Origin of the sequence: Sphingomonas sabuli (assembly GCF_014352855.1) — a bacterium.
GTDB classification, from domain to species: Bacteria; Pseudomonadota; Alphaproteobacteria; order Sphingomonadales; family Sphingomonadaceae; genus Sphingomicrobium; species Sphingomicrobium sabuli.
This window is the reverse complement of record NZ_CP060697.1, coordinates 2,221,504-2,243,518: the sequence shown is the minus strand read 5'-3', so window position 1 is coordinate 2,243,518 and position 22,015 is coordinate 2,221,504. Positions and strand designations below refer to the sequence as shown.

Here is a 22,015-nt window from a genome sequence, read left to right as displayed (position 1 = left end):
CTTGGCTGCACCATCGGTCGCAGCCGCGCTTCCAGACCCGCCCGACGAATGCTAGCCAATGGCCGGCTCGTGTTGGAGGTTCGCCGTGATCGGTCTTGCGTTATTCGCCCTTGCCGCTGCCGCCCCGGCGTCCGCGGCGTCCCCGGACCTGCTCGCCCGGCTCAAGCTCGAACCTTGCGACGTGGCGCAAATCAACGAGGCGACCGGCGGTCCCGCGGCCGCTGTCGCCGGGCGTTGCGGCACCTTCGTCGTGCCCGAAAACCGCAGCGTTGCCGGCGGCCGCATGCTGACGCTCAAAACCGTCGTCATTCCCGCCAAGTCCGCCGAGCCCAGGGCGCCCATCTTCTTTTTCTCCGGCGGACCGGGCCAGGCCAGCACCGACCAGGCGCAATATTTCGGGGAATTGGGGCACCGCCAGAACCATGACCTGGTCTTCGTCGACCTGCGCGGCACAGCGGTGGACAGCGGGCTGGACTGCGGGCTGGAAGGCTCCGACGCCGATCCGCAAAGCTACCTGCGGCCGTTCCTGTCGGCCGGCGTCGGCTATGCCGCCTGCCGCGACCGGCTGCAGAGCATCGCCGACCTTACCCAATATAATACGACCATCTCGATGCAGGACGTGGACGAGTTGCGGAAGGCCCTCGGCTACCGCCAGATCAACATCGTCGGCGGGTCGTACGGCACCCGCGCCGCGATCGAGTATATCCGGCTGTTCCCCGACGCGGTGCACGCCGCGGCCCTGTACAGCCTGGTGCCGCCCGAAAGCCGGTCGCCGCTGGACCATGCGCCCGCATCGCAACGCGCGCTCGACCTGGCGTTCGAACAATGCCGCGCCCAGCCGGCGTGCAAGGCGGCCTATCCCGATCTGGAAACGATCGTGCCGACGCTGATGGCGCAGCTGAAGGCCAAGCCGGCTGAAGTCGTCATTCCCCATCCGGCGACCAAGGCGCCGATTACCGTGACACTGACCGACGCCGCTTTCGCCGGCGCGCTCCGCGTGATGCTCTACGGCATCGACCAGCAGCGCCGCATCCCGTTGCTGCTTCACCGGGCAAAGTCCGGCGATTTCGTGCCCTTCGCGACGGCGGCAATGAACAGCTCGCGCGGCTTCTCGAAAGCCCTGCGGGTCGGCCTGCTGCTTTCCGTCGCCTGCAGCGAGGATTCGTGGCGGATCGCGCCCGACGAACCGGCGCGGATGAGCCGCGGCACGTTCCTCGGCACCGCCCGGACGACGGGGCAGCTGGCGGCCTGCTCGGTCTGGCCGAAGGGCCGCCCGCCGGCCGGCTTCTATGACCCGCCCGTTTCGCAGGTCCCGGTCGTGCTGGTGTCCGGACAATTGGACCCGGTCACCCCGCCCAGCCTGGGCGAGATCGCCCGCAAGCGATTCCCCAATTCGGTGCACATCATTGCGCCGTTCGGCACGCATGTGCCGAATGATCCGTCCTTCGACCGGATGGAGGAACAGCTGTTCTCCACCGGGTCGGTTGCCGGACTTGCCGAAGTCGCCACGATGAAGGCGGAAAGCCCGCCCTTCGCCTTACCCGACAGCGCGACCGAATAGCGCGCAGCGTTACTTCGCCGCGACGCCCTTGGGCCAATAGGCCTGCGTTTGCGTCTGCGGATTGAAGCGATTGTCGGGATATTCCGCCGCTTCGGCCGCCGCGATTTCCTGCGCTGACAGGAACTGGCTCGGCGCCAGCGCGAAGACGTCGATGCCGCGCGTGATCTCGGTCGCGTAGATGCGGCCCTTGTACCAATATGCCGACCAGTAACCGCCGGTGATCAACTGGTCCTTGTCGACCGGGCCGCGGTCGAAATAGGCGATTTCGACCGGCTTGGTGGCGTCGGTGAAATCGATCACGCTGATGCCGCCCTGGTACCATGCCTGGACAAAGATATCGCGGCCCGGAACCGGGATGATCGACCCGTTGTGGGCAACGCAATTTTCCTTGTCCGTCTGCGGCGCCGGCAGCTTGTAGTGCCCGCGGAATTTCAGCTTGCCGTTGTCCAGGGCGTAGAAGGCGTTGGCACCCCAGTTCGTTGGATCGCCCGCCTGGCAGCGCGGCCGTCCGCCACCGCCCCATTCGTCGGTGAACAGCACTTTCGACCCGTCGTTGTTGAAGGTCGCCGAATGCCAATAGGCAAAACCGTTGTCGGTGACGTCGTCGATACGCTTGGGATTGAGCGGATCGGAAATGTCGAGGACGATGCCGTTGCCGGAGCAGGCGCCCGCGGCCAGCTTCTTGGCCGGAAAAGCGGTGATGTCGTGGCACTGGTTGGTGACGTTGGTTTCCTGCGTCCCCTCGCCATGGTCGCCCCCCTTCCACAGGCCGGCAATGCGCCCGTCGGCGGCGAAGACGCGCGGCCGGTTGACGATCCGTGCGCGGGCCGGCGTCGCGACCGGGATTTCGATCACGTCGATGCTGAACAGGGCGGTGTCATTGCCCGCGGAGTCATAGCAGCCCGGCAATTCCTTCGCGTCGCGAACGTAGGATGTGCCGGAATTGTAGACGATGATCCGCCGGGCGTCGGCGCTTACGATCGAATGGGTATGGCTGCCGCGGCAGGTTTGCACCTGCCCGACCTGGCGTGGCCGGGTGACGTCGGAAATATCGAAAATGCGGATCCCGCGGAAACGCTCGGCGCTGTTCCGCTCGGTCACGCCCTGAAGCCCGCAGTCGACGCGCGCGCGGCTGTCCTGGACGCTCATGATCAACAGGTTGCCGGCGATCGAAACGTCGCCTTGTCCGCCGGGGCAGACGGTCGAGCTGATCAGCGCCGGGACGCCGTCTGCGCCAAGGCGATAGGCGTTGAAGCCGTGATAGCTGCCGGCCACCATAAGGTCGCCGGAAAAGGCCATGTCGGTATTGGCGAAGCTGAGCAGCGATCCGCGCTCGCCGAACTGCGGCTTTTCCTCCTCGCCGGCCTTGGCCGGCTTTTTCGCTTCGCCTTCCTTGGCCGGCTTGATCGGTTGCAGCTGGGCCGGGTTGGCGGGATCGAAGAAGCCCGCCGGCTTGGGCAGCACGGCGACCTTGCGCAGGTTCAAGATGGCTTCGCCGGCGTCGGTCAGCCCGGCCTTGAGAGCAACGCGCGGGTCCTGCGACAGGCCGGCGAGGACGCCGTTCATCCGGTCGATCTCCGCCTGCTGTTCCGTCACCACGTCGTTGGTGAATTCGAACATCACCGGGTCGTAGGCGGTACCCGGCTGCTCCTTCAGTTCGTCGACCATGTCGACCGCGCCCTTGTGGTGAGCAATCATCAGCTGGAGGAACAAGCGGTCGAACGCCGTGCCGCGCGCAGCCGCCAGCGCCGCCATCTGTTCCGGCGTCGCCATGCCTTCCATGGTGTGCGACGCGTGGCCCATCCCGGCCATCGCCAGCTGCTCGTTGCGCGAGGCAAGCCACTCGCGTATAAACTTCATCTCGTCCTTCTGGCTGGCGTCGATGCGGTCGGCGGTCTTGACGATCTTTTCGTTGTTGGTGCGCGACTTGACCAGCGCCGCCATTTCCACCGCCTGCCCGTGGTGAACGATCATGTTTTGCATGAAGGCAACGTCGCCGGGCGAATACGCCGTCCGTGCCAGCTTGATCGCGTCCGTCGCGTTGAGCACGCGGGCCGGCTGACCCGGCGCGCCCGGCTGAACGATCGGGGCCTGCGCGGCGAGCGGCGCGGACACGAGGATCGCGGTGGTCGCGGCAAGCCGGGCGAGGACGGTTCGGTTCATGGTCATTCCTTCGTTATTTCGTTTCGGTGGCCCGGAGATGCCGGTCAGCCCGCGAGATCGCGGATCAACATCTCCCACCCGGCCACGTCGTTGTAGAAAGCGCGCACCGGCATGCGTTCGTCGAGTCCGTGCGCGCGCTCGTCAACCGGACTGATGCCCCAGGTCATGTCGACGCCATAGACCGGAATCCCGACCTGCCGGAAAAACAGACCGTCGGTGGCCCCGGTCGACATTTGCGGGACGATCTGGATGTCGTTGCCGTACATCGACCGCACCGTCTTGGTGTAGGCGCCGACCACGTCGTCGCGCAGCGGCGACGGCGGGCTCGGCTTGAACGGACCGACGGTGGCGACCTTGATCGACGGGCCGACGATCGCCTGCAGTTCCTGGGTCAATTCGGCCTCCGTGCTGCCCGGCAAGGCACGGCAATTGACGTTCGCCTCCGCCTTCTGCGGCAAAGCGTTGGGCGCGTGTCCGCCGTCGAGCATGGTGGCGACGCAGCGCGTGCGCGTGGTGCCGACCTCCAGTTCGCTCGCTTCGATCGCGTCGGCCGCCTTGGCGTCGTCAGGGTTGGCCAGCCACGCGCGCATCGCATTGCCGAGCGGGCTATTCCCCTCCTGCACTGCGCGCGCGGTGTAATAAGCGCGCGTCGTCTCGTTGAGCTTGGGTACGAAGCGATGCTCGCCCAGCTTCAGCAGCGCGCGCGACAGGTCGTAGATCGCATTGTCCGGTCGCGGCCGGCTGGAATGGCCGCCGCGGTTGGTCGCGGTCAGCCGATAGTCCTGGTAGATTTTCTCGGCGGTCTGGAGCCCGAAGCCAAGCGACCGGCCGCTGGCATCCCAGGCACCGCCGCCGGCATCGGCGTTGAGCGCGAATTCGGCATCGGTCAGCTTGCGCCAGTCATTGGCCGCCATGAGCGCGCCCTTGCCGTCGGTTTCCTCGTCGCCGCTGTAAAAGACGATGATGTCGCGGTCCGGTTTGAACCCGTCGGCGCGCAGCTTGAACAGGGCGGCGGTGGTGGCGATCACGCCCTGCTTGTCGTCGCTGGTCCCGCGCCCGTAGAAATAGCCGTCTTTTTCGACGAACTTGAACGGGTCGAGCTCCCAGTCGGCGCGCTTGGCTTCTACCACGTCCATGTGCGCGATGATCAGGATCGGCTTCTTGCCCGACGGTTGGGCGGCCGGCCACCGCGCGTAGACGGCGTACTTCTTCTCGTCGCTGCCGTCGTAAGGCAGCACCTGGACGTCGCTCGCGGCCCAGCCGTTCTTGCGATATTCGCCGGTCAGCCAGTCGGCCATCTGCTTGTGCGGTGCGCCACGGCCCGCGACGGTCGGGATTTCGATTGCCGTCTTGTACAGCGCCCGCGACTTGTCCTGCCAATCCTTGGACAAGACGATCGGCCCGTTGACCGGACTTTGCGCCGCGACCGCGGCAGGAGCGACCAGGGCCGCGCCCGCGATCAGGCCAAGAACGAATGTGCGCATTATCTGGTCTCCCCGAGCGTGTGGCCGAAGGCTAGGGCGCTGGCCGCCGCGGTCAAGTCGCCAGTCCGTGACCTTCCGCAAGATAATCGGCGCTGCGCATCTCCTCGAGCCGGCTGACCGTGCGCTGGAATTCGAAGCTGCCGTCGCCCGACGGGTAAAGGCCTTCGGGTTCGGCATCGGCGCTGGCGAGCAGCTTCACCTTATGTTCGTAGAACTCGTCGATCAGGGTGACGAAGCGCGCGGCCTCGTTGCGCATCTCGCGGGTCATCACAGGGATGCCGACGATGATGACGGTGTGAAAGCGCTGGGCGATAGCGAGATAGTCGGCGGCGCCGCGCGCCTCGCCGCAAAGCCGCTTGAAGGAAAACACGGCGACGCCCTTGAGGCTTTTGGGCACATGCAGGGTGCGGCCGCCGCCGACGTCGAGCTCTTCGCTCGGCACCTTGGCGCGGTCTTCGACCTTGTAATCGGTCAGCTGGAAGAAGGCGCGGCTGAGCGCTTCGGTCGCGGCCGGGCCGTTCGGCACATGCCACGTGTCGACCCCGGCCAGCCGGTCGAGCCGGTAATCGGTCGGGCCGTTGACCTCGACCACGTCGAAACGGCTTTCCAGCGTCGCGATGAACGGCAGGAACAGCTCGCGGTTGAGGCCATCCTTGTACAGGTCCTGCGGCGGCCGGTTGGACGTCGCGATGACCTTGACCCCGTGGTCGAGCAGCTTGCCGAACAGGCGCGACAGGATCATCGCGTCGGCGGGATTGGTCACCTGCATCTCGTCGAAACACAGCAGCTTGGCCTGCGCCGCAATGTGCTCCGCCACCTCCTCGACGGGGTCGCCCTCCTCCTTCTGCCGTGCCGTCGCGAGCCGCGAATGGACGCCCAGCATGAAGGCATGGAAATGGACCCGGCGCTTGGGCTCGAAATCGATCTGGGCGAAGGCGAGGTCCATCAGCATCGACTTGCCGCGCCCAACCCCGCCCCACAGGTAGACACCGGAACAGCCGCCGCCGCGTTTGCCGAACAGGCCGAACAGCCGGCCGCGGCGCTGGCCCAGCGATTGCGCCAGACGGTCGAGCGCGTCGACCGCATGCTGCTGCGCCGCATCGGGGCGTAACTCGCCACCCGCCAGAAGCTGCGCATAGGCTCGGCCGACCGGACCGGTCATGCCGTGGCGGTGCGGTCGCGGATGCGCTTCAAGGTGCCGGTGAAGCTGTAGCAGGACTCACCGGCCTGGCGGACGATCCCCTGCATGAATGCGTGCGATCGGGTCTGGCGGACCAGTTCCACGTGGCAGTCGAGCGGTTCGCCGGGCTGGCCGCGCGCAAGGAAGTGCGTGGTCAGGTCGAGCGTAACGTAATGGCCCTCGGCCATGCCAGCGCAGCGGCCACCGGCGAACATCGCCATGTCGATGAAGCTCATCACCGCGCCGCCGTGCAACGATCCGCCCATGTTCTGATGCGCGTCGGTCGGGAACATGCGGCAGATGCCGCGCCCGGGTCCGTCGGGCCTGAACAGCAGCCGCCCGGTGGCGGCCGCGAAGGAGCTGCGGGGAAAATCGCCCCAGCTGTACCAGCCGTCATGCTCCGGGTCGGGCTGGGCGCCGTTGGGCAGCCCAACGTCGGCCATCAGCGCGACGCCCTGCTCAAGCGGCGCGCTCCGCGATCAGTTTCTTGGTCTGGGCGATCGCCTGCGCCGGGTTGAGCCCCTTGGGACAGACGTTGGCGCAGTTCATGATCGTGTGGCAGCGATACAGCCGGTACGGATCCTCAAGTTCGTTAAGCCGCTCGCCGGTCGCCTCGTCGCGGCTGTCGGCGATGAAGCGATAGGCCTGCAGCAGCACCGCGGGACCGAGGAATTTCTCGGCGTTCCACCAATAGCTGGGACAGCTGGTCGAGCAGCAGAAGCACAGGATGCACTCGTAAAGCCCATCGAGCTTGGCGCGGTCGGCGGGCGACTGCAGCCGTTCCTTGCCGGCGGGCGCGGGCGTCACCGTCTTCAGCCACGGCTGGATCGATGCATATTGGGCATAGGCATGGCTGAGGTCGGGCACGAGGTCCTTGACCACGTCCATGTGCGGCAGCGGCGTGATCTGGATATCGCCCTTCAGGTCCGCGATGGGGGTGGTGCAGGCAAGCCCGTTGCGGCCGTCCATGTTCATCGCGCACGACCCGCAAATGCCTTCGCGGCAGGACCGCCGGAACGTCAGCGTCGGATCGATCTCGTTCTTGATCTTGATCAGCGCGTCGAGAACCATCGGCCCGCACTTTTCGAGATCGATGGTGTAGCGGTCCCAGCGCGGATTGGCGCTATTGTCCGGATCGTAGCGATAGACCTTGAACGTCTTGGACTTGCCGCCGGCTTCCGCCTTGTAGGTCCGGCCCTTGGTAATCTTGCTGTTCCGGGGAAGCGTGAATTCGGCCAAGCCCATTGCTCCTGCTGCGTTGCGGCGGCGCTAGCATGAGCGCGCGATCCGTTTCAAATCCCTACTTGCCGTCTCAACGCGCGGGAATGTCGAAATGCATCACGTCCTCGCGGGTGCCGAGCTTGGTGTAGAGCGCGATCGCCGCATCGTCGCCATGGTCGGCCTGGACGAACACGACCTCCGCGTCGTTGGCCGCGGCGATGCGGCAGACCTCGGCGATCAGCGCGGTGGCAATGCCGCGCCGGCGATGCTCCTCCGCCACGGCAAGGTCGTAGATGTAGAATTCGCTGCGCTCGCGCTCATATTTAACAAGCTCATAGGCGATCAGGCCGCCGACGACCTCCCCGTCGTGCAAGGCGGCAAGCGCGACGAAGCCGGGGTTACCGAGCAGCCGGTCGAGATAGGCCGCGCGCGGCGGCCGGGCATAAGTCTCCGGCTCGTCGAACGCCGCGGCGAACATGCGCGACATGTCCTGCATGACGCGGATGTCCGCCGGCACCAGCCGCCGGACCTTGACACCGCTCATGCGTCGCGGACCGCCTTCAGCACCTCCTCGGCATGACCCGGCACCTTCACCTTGCGCCAGACCTTGAGCACCTGGCCGTCGCCACCGATGAGAAAGGTCGAGCGCTCCATGCCCATATATTTGCGACCGTACATGCTCTTCTGGACCCAGGTGCCGAAGGCGTCGGACACCTGCCCGTCCTCGTCGGAAGCCAGCGGGACCTTGAGGTCGTACTTGCCGATGAACTTCTCATGCTTCTTCATCGGGTCGCGGGACACGCCGATGACGGTCGCGCCGGCCTTTTCGAAATCGCCGGCCATGGCGGTGAAGTCCTGCGCCTGGCGGGTGCAGCCGGACGTGTCGTCCTTGGGATAGAAGTACAGCACCAGCGGCCGTCCTGGCCGGGCCAGGTTGACGGTTTGTCCGCCGCTTGTCGCCACGTCGAGCGCGGGTGCGCGGTCGCCTTCATCGATCATCGAAAGTCCTCTCCTTCACCTTGGTCCATAACTCCGTGACCTGGGCCCGGGCCGCGTCGTGCCGCGCCACCAGCTCCGTCCAGTCCGCTGCACCGCACGCCCGCGCCATCAGCTCACAGCTTTCCTCGCTTGGGGTCGTGGTCTCCGGTGCCACAAGGCGGATCGTGATCAGCATTTCGTTCAACAACTGTTGTGCTGAAACAATTTTTTCCTCGACCAATCCTGCCTCGGCAAGCGCCTCCACGGCCTGGTCCATGCGGGGATCGATTCCGACCTTGGTCGCCAGCTGGAGGACGTGGACCGCGAACTCCAGGTCGACCAGCCCGCCCTCGCCAAGCTTGACGTCCAGCGGTCCCGACGCCGGCTTGTGCCGCGCCATTTCGTCGCGCATCGCGGTTGCGTCCGCGACCAGCTTGGGACGATCGGCGGGCGCGGCGAGCACCTGTTCGATGATCGCATCAAGCCGCGCTCGCCCGCCTTCGGACCCATACACCGGCCGGGCCCGCAACAGCGCCATATGCTCCCACGTCCATGCCTGATTGGCCTGGTAGGCCGCGAACCCTTCGAGCGAAACGACCAGCATGCCCTGCGCGCCTTGCGGGCGAAGCCGGGTGTCGACGTCGTACAGCGGCCCGGCGGGCGTCGGCACGCTGAGCGCGGCGCTGATGCGATTCCCGAGCCGATTGAAATAGTCCGCCGGTCCCAATGGCCGGCGCCCGTCCGATGCCTCCGCTTCGGTCGGCGTGAACAGATAGATGAGGTCGAGGTCGGAGGCGTCGGTCAGGACGCCGCCGCCCAGCCGGCCGAGGCCGAGGATAAGCAGTTCCGCATCGCCCATCCGGCCGTGAGTCTGTTCGAATTCCGCCACGGCGGCATCGGTCAGCGCGACCAGCGTCGCTTCCGCGACCCGCGCATAGCCCTCGCCGATCCGCATGGGCGGTTCGCGCAGGTCGATCAGTTGCGCGCCAAGGGCAAAGCGACGTTCGTTGACCAGCTGCCGCGCGCGGTCGAGCGCGAGGTCGTACGGCAGGTCCTTCATCTCTGCCTTGAGGAAGGCCAGCAGCTCATCGACCGGCGGGGGGGGGTCGAAGCAGGAGGAATCGAGCAGCGAGTCCAGCAGCTCCGGCCGTCGTCCCAGCTGGTCGGACAGCGCCGGGGCATGGGCCAGGATCCGCGCCAGCAAGGTGGTCAGCGCCGGCCGCGCCTCCAGCAGCCGGTAAAGATTGACCCCGCTGGGCAGCCGCTCGACGACGTCGCTCAACCGGTTGAGCGCGCGCATCGGGTCCGCGCTCCCCGCTATCGCCCGCACCAGTCCGGGCAACATGCCTTCGAACGCCTCTTTGGCCGCCGGCGACCGAAGCGACCGCGGCCGTCCCGAGCGCCATTCGCCGATCCGGCGCGCCGCGGTCTCGGCGTCGGGAAATCCCATCGCCGCCAGCTCGCCGTGCAGCGTCGCCGCATCGTTCGGCAGGCGTTCGCCCTTGTCGTCGGTCAACGCGTCAAACGCCGTTCCCACCCGCTCCACCGACGGGCGCAGCCAGTTGAATATTTCCTCGCCGTCTTCGAAGCCGTGCAGCCGGGCGACCGTGGCGACCGCCGCGTCGGTGCGCGGGATCAGGTGCGTCTGCTGGTCGTCGATCATCTGCACGCGATGCTCGATGGTACGCAGCCGGCGATACGCTTCGGCCATGTCCGCCGCGAGGCTGCTGTCGAGGTAGCCGGCGCCCGACAGGGCCTGCAACGCGTCGAGCGTCGCCGGACAGCGCAGGTCCGGTTCGCGCCCGCCGTGCACCAATTGCTGCGCATGGGCGTAGAATTCGACTTCGCGGATGCCGCCGCGGCCGCGCTTTAGGTCGAAGCCGGGTCCGAAGCGCTGGCGCTCCGCATAATGATCACGGATCCGTTCGCCGATGGCCCGCACTTCCTCGATCGCGCCGAAATCGAGCGCCCGGCGCCACACGAACGGCTCTATCGCATCGAGAAAGCTGGCGCCCAGCGCGCGGTCGCCGCCGCAGCAGCGCGCGCGGATGAAGGCGGCGCGCTCCCAGCCCACGGCCGCGGATTCGTAATAGGAAATGGCGGCGTTGACCGGGAGCACGATAGGCGTGACTTCGGGCGACGGCCGCAGCCGGAGGTCGACCCGGGCGACATAGCCGTCGGCCGTCCGCTTCTGCAGGATTTCGACGACCCGGCGGCCGATACGCACCGCAGCCTGGCCGGGGTCGTCCCGACCGGCGCACGGCATCGTACGCGGGTCGAACAGGAGGATGAGGTCGACGTCGGACGAGAAATTCAGTTCGCGACTGCCAAGCTTGCCAAGCGCGATCGCGGTGACCCCGCGCGGCTCGTCATCGGGGCACCGTTCGATCAGCGCCGCGGCAATCGCCCGGTCGATGGCCCCGTCGGCGAAATCGGACAGCAGGCCGGTAACGGTCTCAAGGTCCAGTTCACCGGACAGATCGCCCAGCGCCGCGGCCATCGCCAGCCCGAGCCGGCGGCGGCGAAGTTCGACGTCGACGCTCTCCCCGCCCGCGGCGACCGCCTGCTCGGCGGCCTTGAGCGAGCCATCGGTGAGAAAGGTTTCGAGGATGTCGGACCGCGCCGCCATCGCTTCCCGCAGGAAGGGCGAATAGGCCCTGGCTCGCTCTGCCGCCCCATCCCGCTCGACCTGTCGCAGCTTTGTCACACTCACCGCCCGCCTGTGCCTGAATCGGGGTGAAATAGGAACCTAAACAGCGGCGATGTCGTTGGAGTTCGGAATGAAAAACTTGAAGGCGATGGACAAGCAGAACGTGGAACTCGACCGCCAACCCATAAGGCTGGACATGCCGCCCGAGCACGAGGGCGTCATGAGGGCCCTGCGGCGCGCGTTCGAGACGGCCGCGAGCGATCCCACCGCCCGGGATTTCGACGATCTTCTGCGTCGCCTGAACTAGAGTTTTTCGGCAGGCTGCGGGGCACCGCCCGAAGCCATCACCCCATATCGCGGCTGAGGTCGTCCACTTCGCCCATGATGGTCTGCAGCGCGGACTTGTTCGGATCCTGCTTGTGCTGGCGCCGCGACGGCAGCTTGCCGCTCGACAGCAACGCCTCAAGCGCGACGCGCCCACGCGCCACGCGGCTCTTGATCGTGCCCACGGCGCACCCGCAGATTTCCGCCGCTTCCTCGTAAGCGAAACCACCGGCGCCGACGAGGATCAACGCCTCGCGCTGCGGCTGCGGCAGATGCATTAGCGCACGCTGCATGTCGGCCAGTTCGATGTGCCGGTCCTGGCTGGCCGGCGCGGCGAGGATCTTGGACGCGGTAAGCTCGTCCCATTCGCCCTTGAAGCGGGCGCGCCGCATCTGGCTGAGGAACAGGTTGCGCAGGATGATGAAGGTCCAGGCGCGCATGTTCGTGCCGGCCTGGAAGCGCTTGCGCGCCGCCCATGCCTTGAGCAGCGTTTCCTGGACAAGGTCGTCGGCAAGGTCCCGGCTGCCGGACAGCGACCGGCCGAACGCGCGCAGGTGCGGAATGACGGCCGCCAGCTGATCCTTGAATTCCGGATCGGATAGCGGGACCGGTTCGCCCTGCGGCATTGCCGTCTGCTGATCGTTATCTGCCGCCATTAACCCCCGCTACCTTCAATAGGCGCACGCAACTGGCTGCAGAACGCTGAACCTAAGCTTATCGGAACCCTGTGTGACGAGATGAAGAATCGCCCCGTCACAACGATCCGACGAAAAACAGCACGGCGAAGATGACGACGACCAGGCCGGTTCCGACGAACAGCACGACGCGGCCCATATGCTGGTTGGTGCCGCCACGCGCTTCGGTGGTCGTCAGATGTTCTGAATGATCGTCCTTCATCGCTTTTCCGCTCAAATCCCTTCGTTCGGCCGCCAACGCCGCGTGTCTGACACTAGTTCCCCAACCGCAACGATCGGTCAGGCCGGGACCGTCGCGGCGTCGAAGAACAACGCTTGGGCGATCGCCGCCTTAACGGTCGACCGCTGGAACGGCTTGGTGATCAGGAAGGTGGGTTCGGGGCGAGTCCCGGTCAAGAGGCGTTCCGGGAAGGCAGTGATGAAAATCACCGGCACGGAGAATTCGGCGAGGATATCCTTGACCGCGTCGATGCCGCTGGAATCGTCGGCCAGCTGGATGTCCGCAAGCACCAGGCCCGGCGGGCTCTGGCGCGCGGCGGCGACCGCTTCGTCGCGGGTGACCGCAACGCCGGTGACGTTGTGGCCAAGGTCGCGGACGATGGTTTCGATGTCCATCGCGATGATCGGCTCGTCCTCGATGATGAGGACGTCAGTCAGCGTCTGGCGCTCGATTTCCTGAAGCGCTTCGGACACCAGCGAATCGACGTCTTCAGCGCTGGCGCCGATAAGATAGGCCGCGTCGTCGGACGAAAAGCCTTCCAGCGACGTCAGCAGAAGCGCCTGGCGCGACAGCGGCGTGATCTTCGACAGGCGGGCGTGGGCAATGCCTTCAGCTCCGGCGATGCTGTCGCTCGGTTCCTCGCCCTCTTCGACGTTGGCGGTGGACCAGATGGCGTGGAAGGTGCGGTACAGGCCAAGCCGGGCATCGACGTCGCGCGGAAATTCATCCGGCTCGGCAACGATCGCTTCGAGCGTCGCGCGGACGAAGGCGTCGCCGTGCGCCTGGCTGCCGGTCAAGGCGCGCGCATAGCGGCGCAGGAAAGGCAGATGTGGGGCGAGTTCCTGACCAAGCGACATAAACAAGGGGTCTCCTAAATTCCGGGTGTAACCGCCTATTGGGCAGGCACCGGCTTCGTTGCAACCCTGGAAGGACCGGCGCCAGGCATCCGGCTGCTCCCCCGCAGAGATTCTCCGAGGGTGGAACAAAGCACCGGCCATTTGGTTTCGCTCCCGTGCACGGGGCTATTGCCTGGTCATTGACGGGGCGAGAGCGCCGACGATAGGGCAAGTGGGACGACGTCGCGGAGTCTTGGCGGACGCTCGTCATTAGCCCGCAAAGAATTAATCGTGGCGCCAGCGCCCGCTGGGGGACAGAACAGATTGAGTGACAAATTGGGCGACGAGAAGAGCGCCAAGACGAAGCGCGAGAAAAAGGACGATGGTGGCAAGCGAGCCGACAAGAGCGGCGGGCGAGTCAGCAGCGTTGGCCGTGCCCTGCGCACGGTTTACGACGAGACCTTGCGCGAAGACGTTCCCGACGATTTCCTCGATTTGCTCGGCAAGCTTAGCTGAGCCATTCCGGCTGGAGGCCTGAACAGTGCCGTCGGCAGCCGAACGATTCTCGGAATTATCCACACCTGCCAAGCTGCTGCTGATCCTGACGGCCGCGTTGCTGCCGATCGGCTTTGGCCTCGGCGCGGTCGCCTATAGTGGCCTCAAGGACGCGAACGACGCGCTTGAATCCCAATCCCACGAACGGGCGCGGACCGCGACCCGCGGCGTCGAAAGCCTGCTCGCCCGTAACGCACTCGCGCTAAGGATCGCGGCCAACGGCCGGCTCGACCTGTCCGAGCCGTGCGACCGGATCCGCCGCTCGCTGAGCATTGCACCGGCGGTCGTCCAGCAATTCCGGCTGCAGCGCGAAGACGGCACGGAAATGTGTAGCGTCGGCACGCTCGACGACATTGGCGAGCTGCCACCCATCGCACCCGGCGCGATCACGCTGCGGGTCGCGCCCAGCGAAAATGCGATCATCCTGCACGAAGGCGTCGTCGGCGGAATCGTCACCTCGCTGATCCGCAGCGAGGAATTGCGCGCCGCCGCGCTCGCCGGCACTCGCGGTGTCGACGGGATGATCATCCGCGACCGCGAGCGTGAAATGGAAGTCATGCCGATGGAGCCGACCCCGTCGGGGCAACGGCCGTCCATGTCGCGGCTGCCGATCGGCAACGGGCGGCTGGTCGCTGAGGTCCAGGGGAGCGTGCCCGAGGTCAACGTTGTCGACAAATTGCTCATCCTGCTGCCGATGGTGATGTGGTTCATCGCGGCGCTGATGACCTGGCTGATGGTCCACCGACTGTTGATCCAGCCGCTTCGCCGGCTGCAGCGCGCCGTGTCGCTGTACGAACCGGGCGAACCGGCGGCCGACCTGCCGACGAAGCTTGGTCCCGCGACCGAGATCCAGTCGCTCAGGGACGCGTTCGCCCGGGCGATGACCCGCGTCCAGGAATCGGAAACCGACATGACCGCGGCGCTGGACGGGCAGCGCCGGCTGGTCCGCGAAGTTCACCACCGGGTGAAGAACAACCTGCAGGTGATCGCGTCCCTGCTGAGCATTCACGGCCGCACCGCGGAAACGCCCGAGGCGCGCGCTGCCTATGGAGCGATCGGGCGCCGGGTCGGTGCGTTGGCAATCGTCCACCGCAATCATTATGCGGAAATGGAGGAAAGCCGCGGGCTTTCGTTGCGCCCCCTGATGTCCGAACTGGCCGCGGAGCTTCGCGCCACCGCTCCGGAAGCCGCGCGCAAGCTGGCGATCGACCTGGAGGTCGAGCCGCTGCATACGACCCAGGACGTGGCCGTCAGCGCCGCCTTTCTGATCACCGAGGTGGTCGAGTTCGCCATGCTTCGGCGACCCGACGAGCCGGTGGAGATCACCGTCCAGCGGACCAGCGAGATCACCGCTCGGCTGACCATGGCCAGCCCCGTGCTGGTGCCCGACAAGACCGACGACCGGGAAAAAGAGCAGTTCGAGCGGATTATCGCCGGTCTGGCCAAACAGCTCCGCTCGACGCTCGAACGGAAGCTTGGCCGCTACAGTGTCGATCTGCCCGTATTCCCGCCTCGTTAGCGGGTCGTTACGGGTCCAGCCGAAAAAATATTTGAACCGCTGGAACCGCCCCAAAAGCAGGTGCGTTAAGCAGTTCGGATAGTGACCTTTTGCCCCCCCGCTCTCGCTATCCGCTTAAATGGGCCCGGAACCGCCAACCCTCCCCCCCCGGTGGCGCTTCCGGGCCCGCATTTTTTCAGCTTTCAGCTTCGGCTTCCGAAACGCCCGCCCGGCGCGCGGCCCGCCAATGCGTCAGCCGAATGGCGATGATCGCGAATTCGTAAAGCAGGTAGAGTGGGGTCGCGAGCAGGATCTGCGACACCGCATCGGGCGGCGTCAGCACCGCCGCAATCGCCACTGCCCCGACAATCGCATAGCGCCGCGACTTGGTCAGCTGCTGCAGGGTAATCAATCCGGCGCGTTCCAGGATCATCAACAGGATCGGCAGCAGGAACGCCACTCCGAAGCCGAACAGGAAGCGGGTCGCGAAGCTGAGATAATTGCCGATCGCGGGCAGCGCTTCGCGCTCCACGCCGCCGACCTCCCCCTGGAAGCTGAGCAGGAAGTGCAGCGCCCAGGGCATCGCGACGTAATAAGCGAACGCCGCGCCGCCGATGAAGAATACCGGCGTCAGCAGCAGGAACGGCAGCAGCGCCTTCTTTTCCTTCGCATAAAGGCCCGGCGCGACGAATTTCCACATCTGCGTGGCGAAAAAGGGAAAGCCGAGCATCAGCGCGGCGAACAGCGCCACCTTCACCTCGACGAAAAAGGCTTCGAAGATATCGGTATAGATGAGCTTGCCCTGCCCGGCCGCAAGCAGCGGCTGGACCAGGAATCCGAAGATCGGCTTGGCGAAATAGAGGCAGGCGAAAAACAAGGTTGCCAGCACCGCCAGCGATAGGAGCATCCGCCGGCGAAGCTCGGTCAGATGTTCGAGCAGCGGCGCCTTGCTGTCGTCGATGTCCTTCACGGCAATTCCGTCGTATCGCGCGACCGCGGAGCCGGCGGCGTATCGTCAAGCGGCAGCGGCGGCTCGTCGGGATTGTCCAGCATGGGCGGCCGCTCGTCGGGCTGGCCAAGCGGCAGCATCGGGTCACCGCCCGCCTCCGCTTGCGAGCTCCCCTGCTCGACCATCGGATATTCGCGCATGATGCGCTCGTTCTCCGCGCGCCACTGCTTTTCCATTTCCTCGAGCTCGGCTTCGCGCATCATCGCTTCGACGCTCGAATGGAAATGGCGCGCCATCCCCCGCACCTTGCCCACCCAGCGCCCGACGGTCCGCATCGCTGCGGGCAGGTCCTTGGGACCGATGAAGATCAGCGCCGCCACGGCGATGATGATCAGTTCAGTGGAATCGACGCCGAACATCGGCCCGACCGCCTTTCGCTAGGTGCGCGGCAGCTCGTCGTCGCGCCGGCGCGGTTCGGGAGTGACTTCGATCGGATCTTCCGGGGCGCGGCTCTGCGGCGGCAGGTGGCGCGGATCTGCACGCCGGTCTTCCGGCTTGTCGTCCTCGGCCATGCCTTGCTTGAAGCTCTTCAGCCCCTTGGCGACATCGCCCATCATCGCGGAAAAGCGGTTGCCGCCGAACAGCAGCAGGATGACGACGCCGAGAATGATCCAGTGAATGAGGCTGAACGAGCCCATGAGCACACTCCGATTGCTTGGCCGCCTACCTAGTCCTCTTCGCTCTCGCTTTCCAGTTGCTCGTCGGATTCCTCGTCTGCCTGCATCTGGAACAGCGTTTCCTCGAGCGGGTCGAGCAGGCCGGCGGCCTTCAGATCGTCGATTCCCGGCAGGTCCTTGCGCGAGGCAAGCCCGAAGTGGGTCAGGAAGTCGGCGGTGGTCGCATACAGGAGCGGACGGCCCGGCACCTCGCGCCGGCCCGCGGTACGCACCCAGCCCGCCTCCATCAGCACGTCGAGCGTGCCCTTCGAGATTTGTACCCCGCGAATCGCCTCGATCTCGGCGCGGCTGACGGGTTCATGATAAGCGATGATCGCCAGCGTTTCGGTTGCTGCCTTGGACAGCCTCCGCGGCTCTTCGCGGGTCCGGCGCAACAGATGGGCCAGGTCCGGAGCCGTCTGGAAATGCCAGCGCCCGCCGCGTTCGACCAGTTCGATGCCGTGCCCTTGGTAGCGTTCGGCAAGCTCGGCCAGCGCCGCCGCGACGTCGCCTTCGCCCACGTGGAGCGCAATCTCGTTGACGCTCAGCGGCTCGCCGGACGCGAACACCGTGGCTTCGACCGAGCGCAGGAATTCGTCCATTAGGCGGCCGCCTTCAACCGCAGCGGTTCGAACGCGGCATCCTGTTCGAGGTCGAGCCGACCGCGCCGGGCCAGTTCGAGCGCGGCGAGGAAGCTGGACGCCAGCGCCGACTTGCGCAGCTGCGGATCGTCCGTCGCCGGCAAGAAGGCTTCCAGTTCGGTCCATTCGATCGCGATGCCGAGCATCCGGCTGACTCGGTCGATCGCTTCTTCCAGCGTCATCACCGATCGCGCATGGACCACGTGCATCGGCGGCTGGGTGCGCGCCTTGACCGTGCCATATGCCGCGAACAGGTCGAAGGCGGATGCCTGCCACGCCGACTTGCGCACCAGCCGAAGGCCTTCGGGCGTGCCGCGGGCAAAAGTATCGCGGCCAAGGCGGTCGCGGCCGAGCAGGCGCGCACCGGCTTCGCGCATCGCGTCCAGCCGTTGCAGCCGCAGCTGCAGCCGCAGCGCGATTTCCTCGGGACTCGGATCGGCCTCGGGATCCTTGGGCAGGAGCAGGCAGGATTTGAGGTAGGCGAGCCACGCCGCCATCACCAGATAATCGGCCGCAATCTCCAGCTTCAGCGCCCGCGCGTCGTTGAGATAGGCAAGATATTGTTCGACCAGCGCGAGGATCGAGATTTGCGTCAGGTCGACCTTTTGCGACCGCGCCAGGCTCAACAGCAGGTCGAGCGGCCCTTCCCAGCCGTCAAGGCTGAGATTGAGCTCGTCGCCGTCGCGCGAAGCGCTGTCGATCGTCACCACCGCCACGCGGCGCAGAATAGCCCTGTCTGGTGTCCGTGCGAAGCGCAAACCACAAGATTTTGTGGATAAGCGGGCTGGATCACGCCAGCGCGAGCAGCTCGTCCCGCTTGGCGACAAGTTCGGCGAAGCCCGGCCCGTCGGCCGGCCCGGCGGCGATCACCATCGCCTGGCGCATCCGCTCCAGCGACTGCTCGCCCATTGCCCCCACGGCGCCGGCGACCGCGACCATCTCGTCCAGCTTGCCGGAACAGTGCAGCGCGACGTCGCATCCGGCGGCAAGCACGCCCGCGGCCCGCTCGCCCGGCCCGCCGCTCAGCGCTTCCATGCCCAGATCGTCGCTCATCAGCCAGCCGTCGAAGCCGATCCGCCCGCGCACGATGTCCTCGATCACGACCGGCGACTGGCTGGCCGGCCGTTCTCCGTCCCACGCCGTGTAGACGACGTGCGCCATCATCCCCATCGGCGCCCAGTTGAGCGTCTTGAACGGTTCGATATCGATCGCCAGCGCGTCCTCGTCGGCCTCTACCACCGGCAATTCCTTGTGGCTGTCGCACAAGGCGCGGCCATGGCCGGGGATATGCTTGACCACCCCGGCGACGCCCGCCGACGCGAATCCGTCGAGGATCGCCCGGCCAAGCGCCGCGACCTGCATGGGTTCGGCGCCCAACGCACGGTCGCCGATGATGTCGTCGGCTTCGGGCTGGCGCACGTCGAGCAGCGGCAGGCAATCGACGTTGATGCCCGATTCGCGCAGCATCAGCGCCAACGCCCGGGCGTTGGCGCGCGCCGCTTCGATCGCCGACACCGGCGCCTTCACGTACAGATCGGCAAAGGCCCAGCCGGGCGGAAAGGCGGGCCAGCCCGGCGGCTTCATCCGCGCCACCCGACCACCTTCCTGGTCGATCAGCACCGGCACGTCGTCGCGACCGGTCAGGTCGCGCAGGCTGGCGGTCAGCGCCTGCACTTGCGCGATGCTGTCGCAATTGCGGTGAAACAGGATGAAGCCGGCGGGGTCGGCATCGCGGAAGAAGTCGCGCTCGTCCGGCGTCAGTTCCAGCCCTGCCATGCCATAGATTGCTGCCTGCACGGTCCGGCTCCGGTTAGCGGGCGATGAAGCAGGCTTCGCCCGCCGCCTTGAGCGCCGCGCACACCTGCCGCGCCTGCGCGGGCGACGCGGCGCCGGCGCGAAGCCGGGTGCCGCCGGGGAACGGGACAATCCGCTTGTCGAGCGCCGCGACCGACGGGAAACGGCTGGACAGCGCCGTCCACGCACGTTCGGCCTGGGCCGGGTTGGCGAAGGCGCCAAGCTGTACCGTGCTGCCCGATCCGCCCGACGGCGCAGGCGCCTCGGGCTCGGGCTTCTCGGCCACGGCCGGAGTTTCGGCTTGCGCCGCTGGTTCCGGGGTTTCGGTCGCGCCGCGCGGAATGTCGGTCCCGGCCGCGCCCAGGTTCAGTCGGGAATCGGTGTCCTGCCCGGCGCTGGTCTCATAGGTCGTCTGGCTTTCGCCGGCGATATCCAGCCCGCCCGGGTCGGCCGGCTTCACCTTGTAGGGCTCGGCCGGCGCACGGATCAGTTCCGGTTCGCCGCCGCCGGTGACCGCGGTTTCGCGGCCCAGCCAGAAGAAGCCGCCGACCAGCAAGGCGGCAATCAGCAGCACCGCCAGCAGACCGATGATCATCGTGCGCGCGGAAATACCGCCGGTCGCGTCCTGATCCTCGACCTCCTGCAGCCACGGCAGCGAATCTTCATCATAGCCGGTGCGGCTATCGGTCATTTCAGCGCATCTCCTCGGCCGCCTCGACCCCCATCAGGTCAAGGCCGCTGCGGATGATCTGCCCGATGCCGAGCGCCAGTTCCAGACGCGCGCGCGACAGTTCGGGGTTGTCGTCCACAAGAAATCGCCGGCCGGGATCGTCGTTGCCGCGGTTCCACAGCGCGTGGAAGGCGGCCGCGAGATCGTAGAGGTAGAAGGCAATGCGGTGCGGTTCGTGCGCCATCGCCGCGCTTTCGACCGTGCGCGGATATTGGGCGGCAAGCTTGACCAGCGCCAGCTCCTCCGCGTCCAGCAGCGACAGGTCGGCGGGCGCGTCGAGCGATACGCCGGCGTCCGCAGCCTTGCGCACCAGCGAACGAACACGCGCATGTGCGTACTGGACATAAAAGACCGGGTTGTCCTTTGACGCTTCGACCACCTTGGCGAAGTCGAAGTCCAACGGCGCGTCGGCGCGGCGCGTCAGCATGATGAAGCGGACGACGTCCTTACCCACTTCCTCCACCATGTCGGCCAGCGTGACGAAGGTGCCGCCGCGCTTGGACATCTTGACCGGCTCGCCGGCGCGAAACAGGCGGACCATCTGCACCAGCTTGACGTCCAGGTCGACGCGGCCGTCGGTCAGCGCCTTGACCGCCGACTGCACGCGCTTGACCGTGCCGGCATGATCGGCGCCCCAGATGTTGACCAGGTGGTCGGCGCTCTCCGCCTTGCGCAAATGGTAAGCGGCGTCGGATCCGAAATAGGTCCAGCTGCCGTCCGACTTCTTCATCGGCCGGTCCTGGTCGTCGCCGAACTCGGTCGACTTGAACAGCGTCAGCTCGACCGGCTCCCAATCCTCGGGCGTCTGGCCCTTGGGCGCTTCCAGAACGCCTTCGTAGATCAGCCCCTTGGACCGCAGCCGCTCCAGCCCTGCATCGACCGCGCCTTCGGCCTGCAACGCCGCCTCGGATGCGAAGACGTCGTGGTGGATGCCAAGCGTGGCGAGGTCGTGGCGGATGAAGTCGAGCATCGCGGCCACGGCGCGCGTGCGGAAGAGCTCCAGCCATTCGCTTTCGGGCGCTTCGGCATATTCGTCGCCGAATTCGGCCGCCAGGCTGGTGCCGATGGGGACCAGATAGTCGCCGGGGTACATGCCTTCGGGGATTTCACCGATGTCGGCGCCGAGCGCTTCGCGGTAGCGCAGGTGGACCGACCGGGCGAGCGTATCGACCTGGCCACCGGCATCGTTGACGTAATATTCCTTGGTGACCCGGAATCCGGCCGCTTCCAGCACCCGGGCCAGAGCGTCGCCGACCACTGCGCCGCGGCAATGGCCAAGGTGCAGCGGGCCGGTCGGATTGGCCGAGACATATTCGATGTTGACCCGCTCGTTGCCGCCCGCGTCGGACCGGCCATAGGAGTCGCCTTCGCGGAGGATCGTCGCCAGTTCCCCGCGCCAGGCGTCATCCGTCAGGCGCAGGTTGATGAAGCCCGGGCCGGCGATCTCGACCGACGACACGTCGGGCAGCGCTTCGAGCCCGGGCGCGATCGCTTCGGCCAGCGCCCGCGGGTTGGTGCGTGCCTGCTTGGCCAGCACCATCGCCGCGTTGGTGGCGAGGTCCCCGTGCGCGGGGTCGCGCGGCGGTTCGACGGCCACGGCCCGGCGCTCGATGCCGTCCGGCAGCGTGCCGTCGGCCTGCAGCGTATCGAGGACCGTGTCGAGAAGTTCGGAGTAGCGGGCGTAAAGCGTCAACTGAGGTTCACCGACTTGTTGTTAGAGCGGGCGTCTATCGCACCATTCTCGCCGCGTCACGCGCGTTGCCCCGAAAGGCTTTTCGCGCGTTAAGCGGCCAACACGAAAAACCATCCAAGAGGTACTT

General features: G+C 66.5%; 23 protein-coding genes. 4 read left to right on the top strand and 19 right to left on the bottom strand.

Annotated elements, in window-relative coordinates; translation table 11 throughout:
* The first annotated feature begins 85 nt into the window (after positions 1-85).
* The gene (locus tag H8M03_RS11225; RefSeq protein ID WP_187479516.1) at positions 86-1,561 is read left to right on the top strand and encodes an alpha/beta hydrolase; all 1,476 of its coding nucleotides are present in this window, start codon (positions 86-88) and stop codon (positions 1,559-1,561) included.
* A 9-nt stretch (positions 1,562-1,570) separates the two neighbouring features.
* On the opposite strand, the gene H8M03_RS11220 is transcribed toward H8M03_RS11225, so the two are convergent.
* The 8 genes from H8M03_RS11220 to glnE form a co-directional block, all read right to left on the bottom strand.
* Complete coding sequence (locus tag H8M03_RS11220; protein WP_425506847.1) at positions 1,571-3,730, bottom strand: DUF305 domain-containing protein; 2,160 nt, start codon at positions 3,728-3,730, stop codon at positions 1,571-1,573.
* Positions 3,731-3,768: 38 nt separating this feature from the next.
* On the bottom strand, positions 3,769-5,208 hold the full coding sequence (locus tag H8M03_RS11215) for a M20/M25/M40 family metallo-hydrolase (protein WP_187479514.1): 1,440 nt from the start codon (positions 5,206-5,208) through the stop codon (positions 3,769-3,771).
* A 52-nt stretch (positions 5,209-5,260) separates the two neighbouring features.
* The gene (gene zapE, locus H8M03_RS11210) at positions 5,261-6,370 is read right to left on the bottom strand and encodes a cell division protein ZapE (RefSeq protein ID WP_187479513.1); all 1,110 of its coding nucleotides are present in this window, start codon (positions 6,368-6,370) and stop codon (positions 5,261-5,263) included.
* Positions 6,367-6,831, bottom strand: coding sequence for a PaaI family thioesterase (locus H8M03_RS11205; RefSeq protein WP_187479512.1), 465 nt, complete (start codon positions 6,829-6,831; stop codon positions 6,367-6,369). The genes zapE and H8M03_RS11205 overlap by 4 nt, the downstream gene beginning before the upstream one ends.
* A 16-nt stretch (positions 6,832-6,847) precedes the next feature.
* Positions 6,848-7,627, bottom strand: a complete 780-nt coding sequence (locus H8M03_RS11200) for a succinate dehydrogenase iron-sulfur subunit (RefSeq protein WP_246448877.1) — start codon at positions 7,625-7,627, stop codon at positions 6,848-6,850.
* A gap of 73 nt (positions 7,628-7,700) precedes the next feature.
* Complete coding sequence (locus H8M03_RS11195; protein ID WP_187479510.1) at positions 7,701-8,153, bottom strand: AAC(3)-I family aminoglycoside N-acetyltransferase; 453 nt, start codon at positions 8,151-8,153, stop codon at positions 7,701-7,703.
* Positions 8,150-8,608, bottom strand: coding sequence for a peroxiredoxin (locus H8M03_RS11190; RefSeq protein WP_187479509.1), 459 nt, complete (start codon positions 8,606-8,608; stop codon positions 8,150-8,152). Before H8M03_RS11190 ends, H8M03_RS11195 begins: the two co-directional genes overlap by 4 nt.
* Positions 8,598-11,294 carry a bifunctional [glutamate--ammonia ligase]-adenylyl-L-tyrosine phosphorylase/[glutamate--ammonia-ligase] adenylyltransferase gene (glnE, locus tag H8M03_RS11185; protein ID WP_246448874.1) on the bottom strand — a complete coding sequence of 899 codons (2,697 nt, stop codon included), beginning with the start codon at positions 11,292-11,294 and terminating at the stop codon, positions 8,598-8,600. The genes H8M03_RS11190 and glnE overlap by 11 nt, the downstream gene beginning before the upstream one ends.
* 73 nt (positions 11,295-11,367) lie before the next feature.
* On the opposite strand from glnE, the gene H8M03_RS11180 reads away from it, so the two are divergent.
* Complete coding sequence (locus tag H8M03_RS11180) at positions 11,368-11,544, top strand: hypothetical protein (RefSeq protein ID WP_187479508.1); 177 nt, start codon at positions 11,368-11,370, stop codon at positions 11,542-11,544.
* A gap of 37 nt (positions 11,545-11,581) precedes the next feature.
* Here H8M03_RS11180 and H8M03_RS11175 read toward each other — a convergent pair whose 3' ends face one another.
* The 3 genes from H8M03_RS11175 to H8M03_RS11165 form a co-directional block, all read right to left on the bottom strand.
* Positions 11,582-12,217, bottom strand: coding sequence for a sigma-70 family RNA polymerase sigma factor (locus H8M03_RS11175; protein ID WP_187479507.1), 636 nt, complete (start codon positions 12,215-12,217; stop codon positions 11,582-11,584).
* A 97-nt stretch (positions 12,218-12,314) separates the two neighbouring features.
* Entirely contained in the window at positions 12,315-12,458 is a 144-nt protein-coding gene (locus tag H8M03_RS11170; protein WP_187479506.1) for a hypothetical protein, read from the bottom strand.
* Between the two features lie 77 nt (positions 12,459-12,535).
* Positions 12,536-13,333, bottom strand: coding sequence for a response regulator (locus H8M03_RS11165; RefSeq protein ID WP_187479505.1), 798 nt, complete (start codon positions 13,331-13,333; stop codon positions 12,536-12,538).
* Positions 13,334-13,636: 303 nt separating this feature from the next.
* Between H8M03_RS11165 and H8M03_RS11160 the strand changes: the two genes are divergently transcribed.
* A complete protein-coding gene (locus H8M03_RS11160) occupies positions 13,637-13,828 on the top strand; it encodes a NepR family anti-sigma factor (protein ID WP_246448873.1) in 192 nt (63 codons plus the stop codon).
* Between the two features lie 25 nt (positions 13,829-13,853).
* A complete protein-coding gene (locus tag H8M03_RS11155) occupies positions 13,854-15,386 on the top strand; it encodes a sensor histidine kinase (RefSeq protein ID WP_187479504.1) in 1,533 nt (510 codons plus the stop codon).
* Positions 15,387-15,561: 175 nt separating this feature from the next.
* On the opposite strand, the gene tatC is transcribed toward H8M03_RS11155, so the two are convergent.
* The 8 genes from tatC to argS all read right to left on the bottom strand — a co-directional run bounded on the left by tatC (position 15,562) and on the right by argS (position 21,888).
* Positions 15,562-16,335, bottom strand: a complete 774-nt coding sequence (gene tatC / locus H8M03_RS11150; protein ID WP_187479503.1) for a twin-arginine translocase subunit TatC — start codon at positions 16,333-16,335, stop codon at positions 15,562-15,564.
* On the bottom strand, positions 16,332-16,733 hold the full coding sequence (gene tatB / locus H8M03_RS11145) for a Sec-independent protein translocase protein TatB (RefSeq protein ID WP_187479502.1): 402 nt from the start codon (positions 16,731-16,733) through the stop codon (positions 16,332-16,334). The genes tatC and tatB overlap by 4 nt, the downstream gene beginning before the upstream one ends.
* An 18-nt stretch (positions 16,734-16,751) precedes the next feature.
* Positions 16,752-17,012, bottom strand: coding sequence for a twin-arginine translocase TatA/TatE family subunit (locus H8M03_RS11140; protein WP_187479501.1), 261 nt, complete (start codon positions 17,010-17,012; stop codon positions 16,752-16,754).
* Positions 17,013-17,041: 29 nt separating this feature from the next.
* Positions 17,042-17,632 carry an SMC-Scp complex subunit ScpB gene (scpB, locus tag H8M03_RS11135; RefSeq protein ID WP_187479500.1) on the bottom strand — a complete coding sequence of 197 codons (591 nt, stop codon included), beginning with the start codon at positions 17,630-17,632 and terminating at the stop codon, positions 17,042-17,044.
* Positions 17,632-18,387: a segregation and condensation protein A gene (locus H8M03_RS11130; RefSeq protein ID WP_187479499.1), complete on the bottom strand. Its 756-nt coding sequence runs from the start codon at positions 18,385-18,387 to the stop codon at positions 17,632-17,634. The genes scpB and H8M03_RS11130 overlap by 1 nt, the downstream gene beginning before the upstream one ends.
* A 73-nt stretch (positions 18,388-18,460) precedes the next feature.
* Positions 18,461-19,468: a beta-N-acetylhexosaminidase gene (gene nagZ / locus H8M03_RS11125; protein ID WP_187479498.1), complete on the bottom strand. Its 1,008-nt coding sequence runs from the start codon at positions 19,466-19,468 to the stop codon at positions 18,461-18,463.
* Between the two features lie 13 nt (positions 19,469-19,481).
* Positions 19,482-20,156, bottom strand: coding sequence for an SPOR domain-containing protein (locus tag H8M03_RS11120; protein ID WP_187479497.1), 675 nt, complete (start codon positions 20,154-20,156; stop codon positions 19,482-19,484).
* A 1-nt stretch (position 20,157) separates the two neighbouring features.
* Positions 20,158-21,888, bottom strand: a complete 1,731-nt coding sequence (argS, locus tag H8M03_RS11115) for an arginine--tRNA ligase (RefSeq protein ID WP_187479496.1) — start codon at positions 21,886-21,888, stop codon at positions 20,158-20,160.
* Positions 21,889-22,015: the final 127 nt, after the last annotated feature.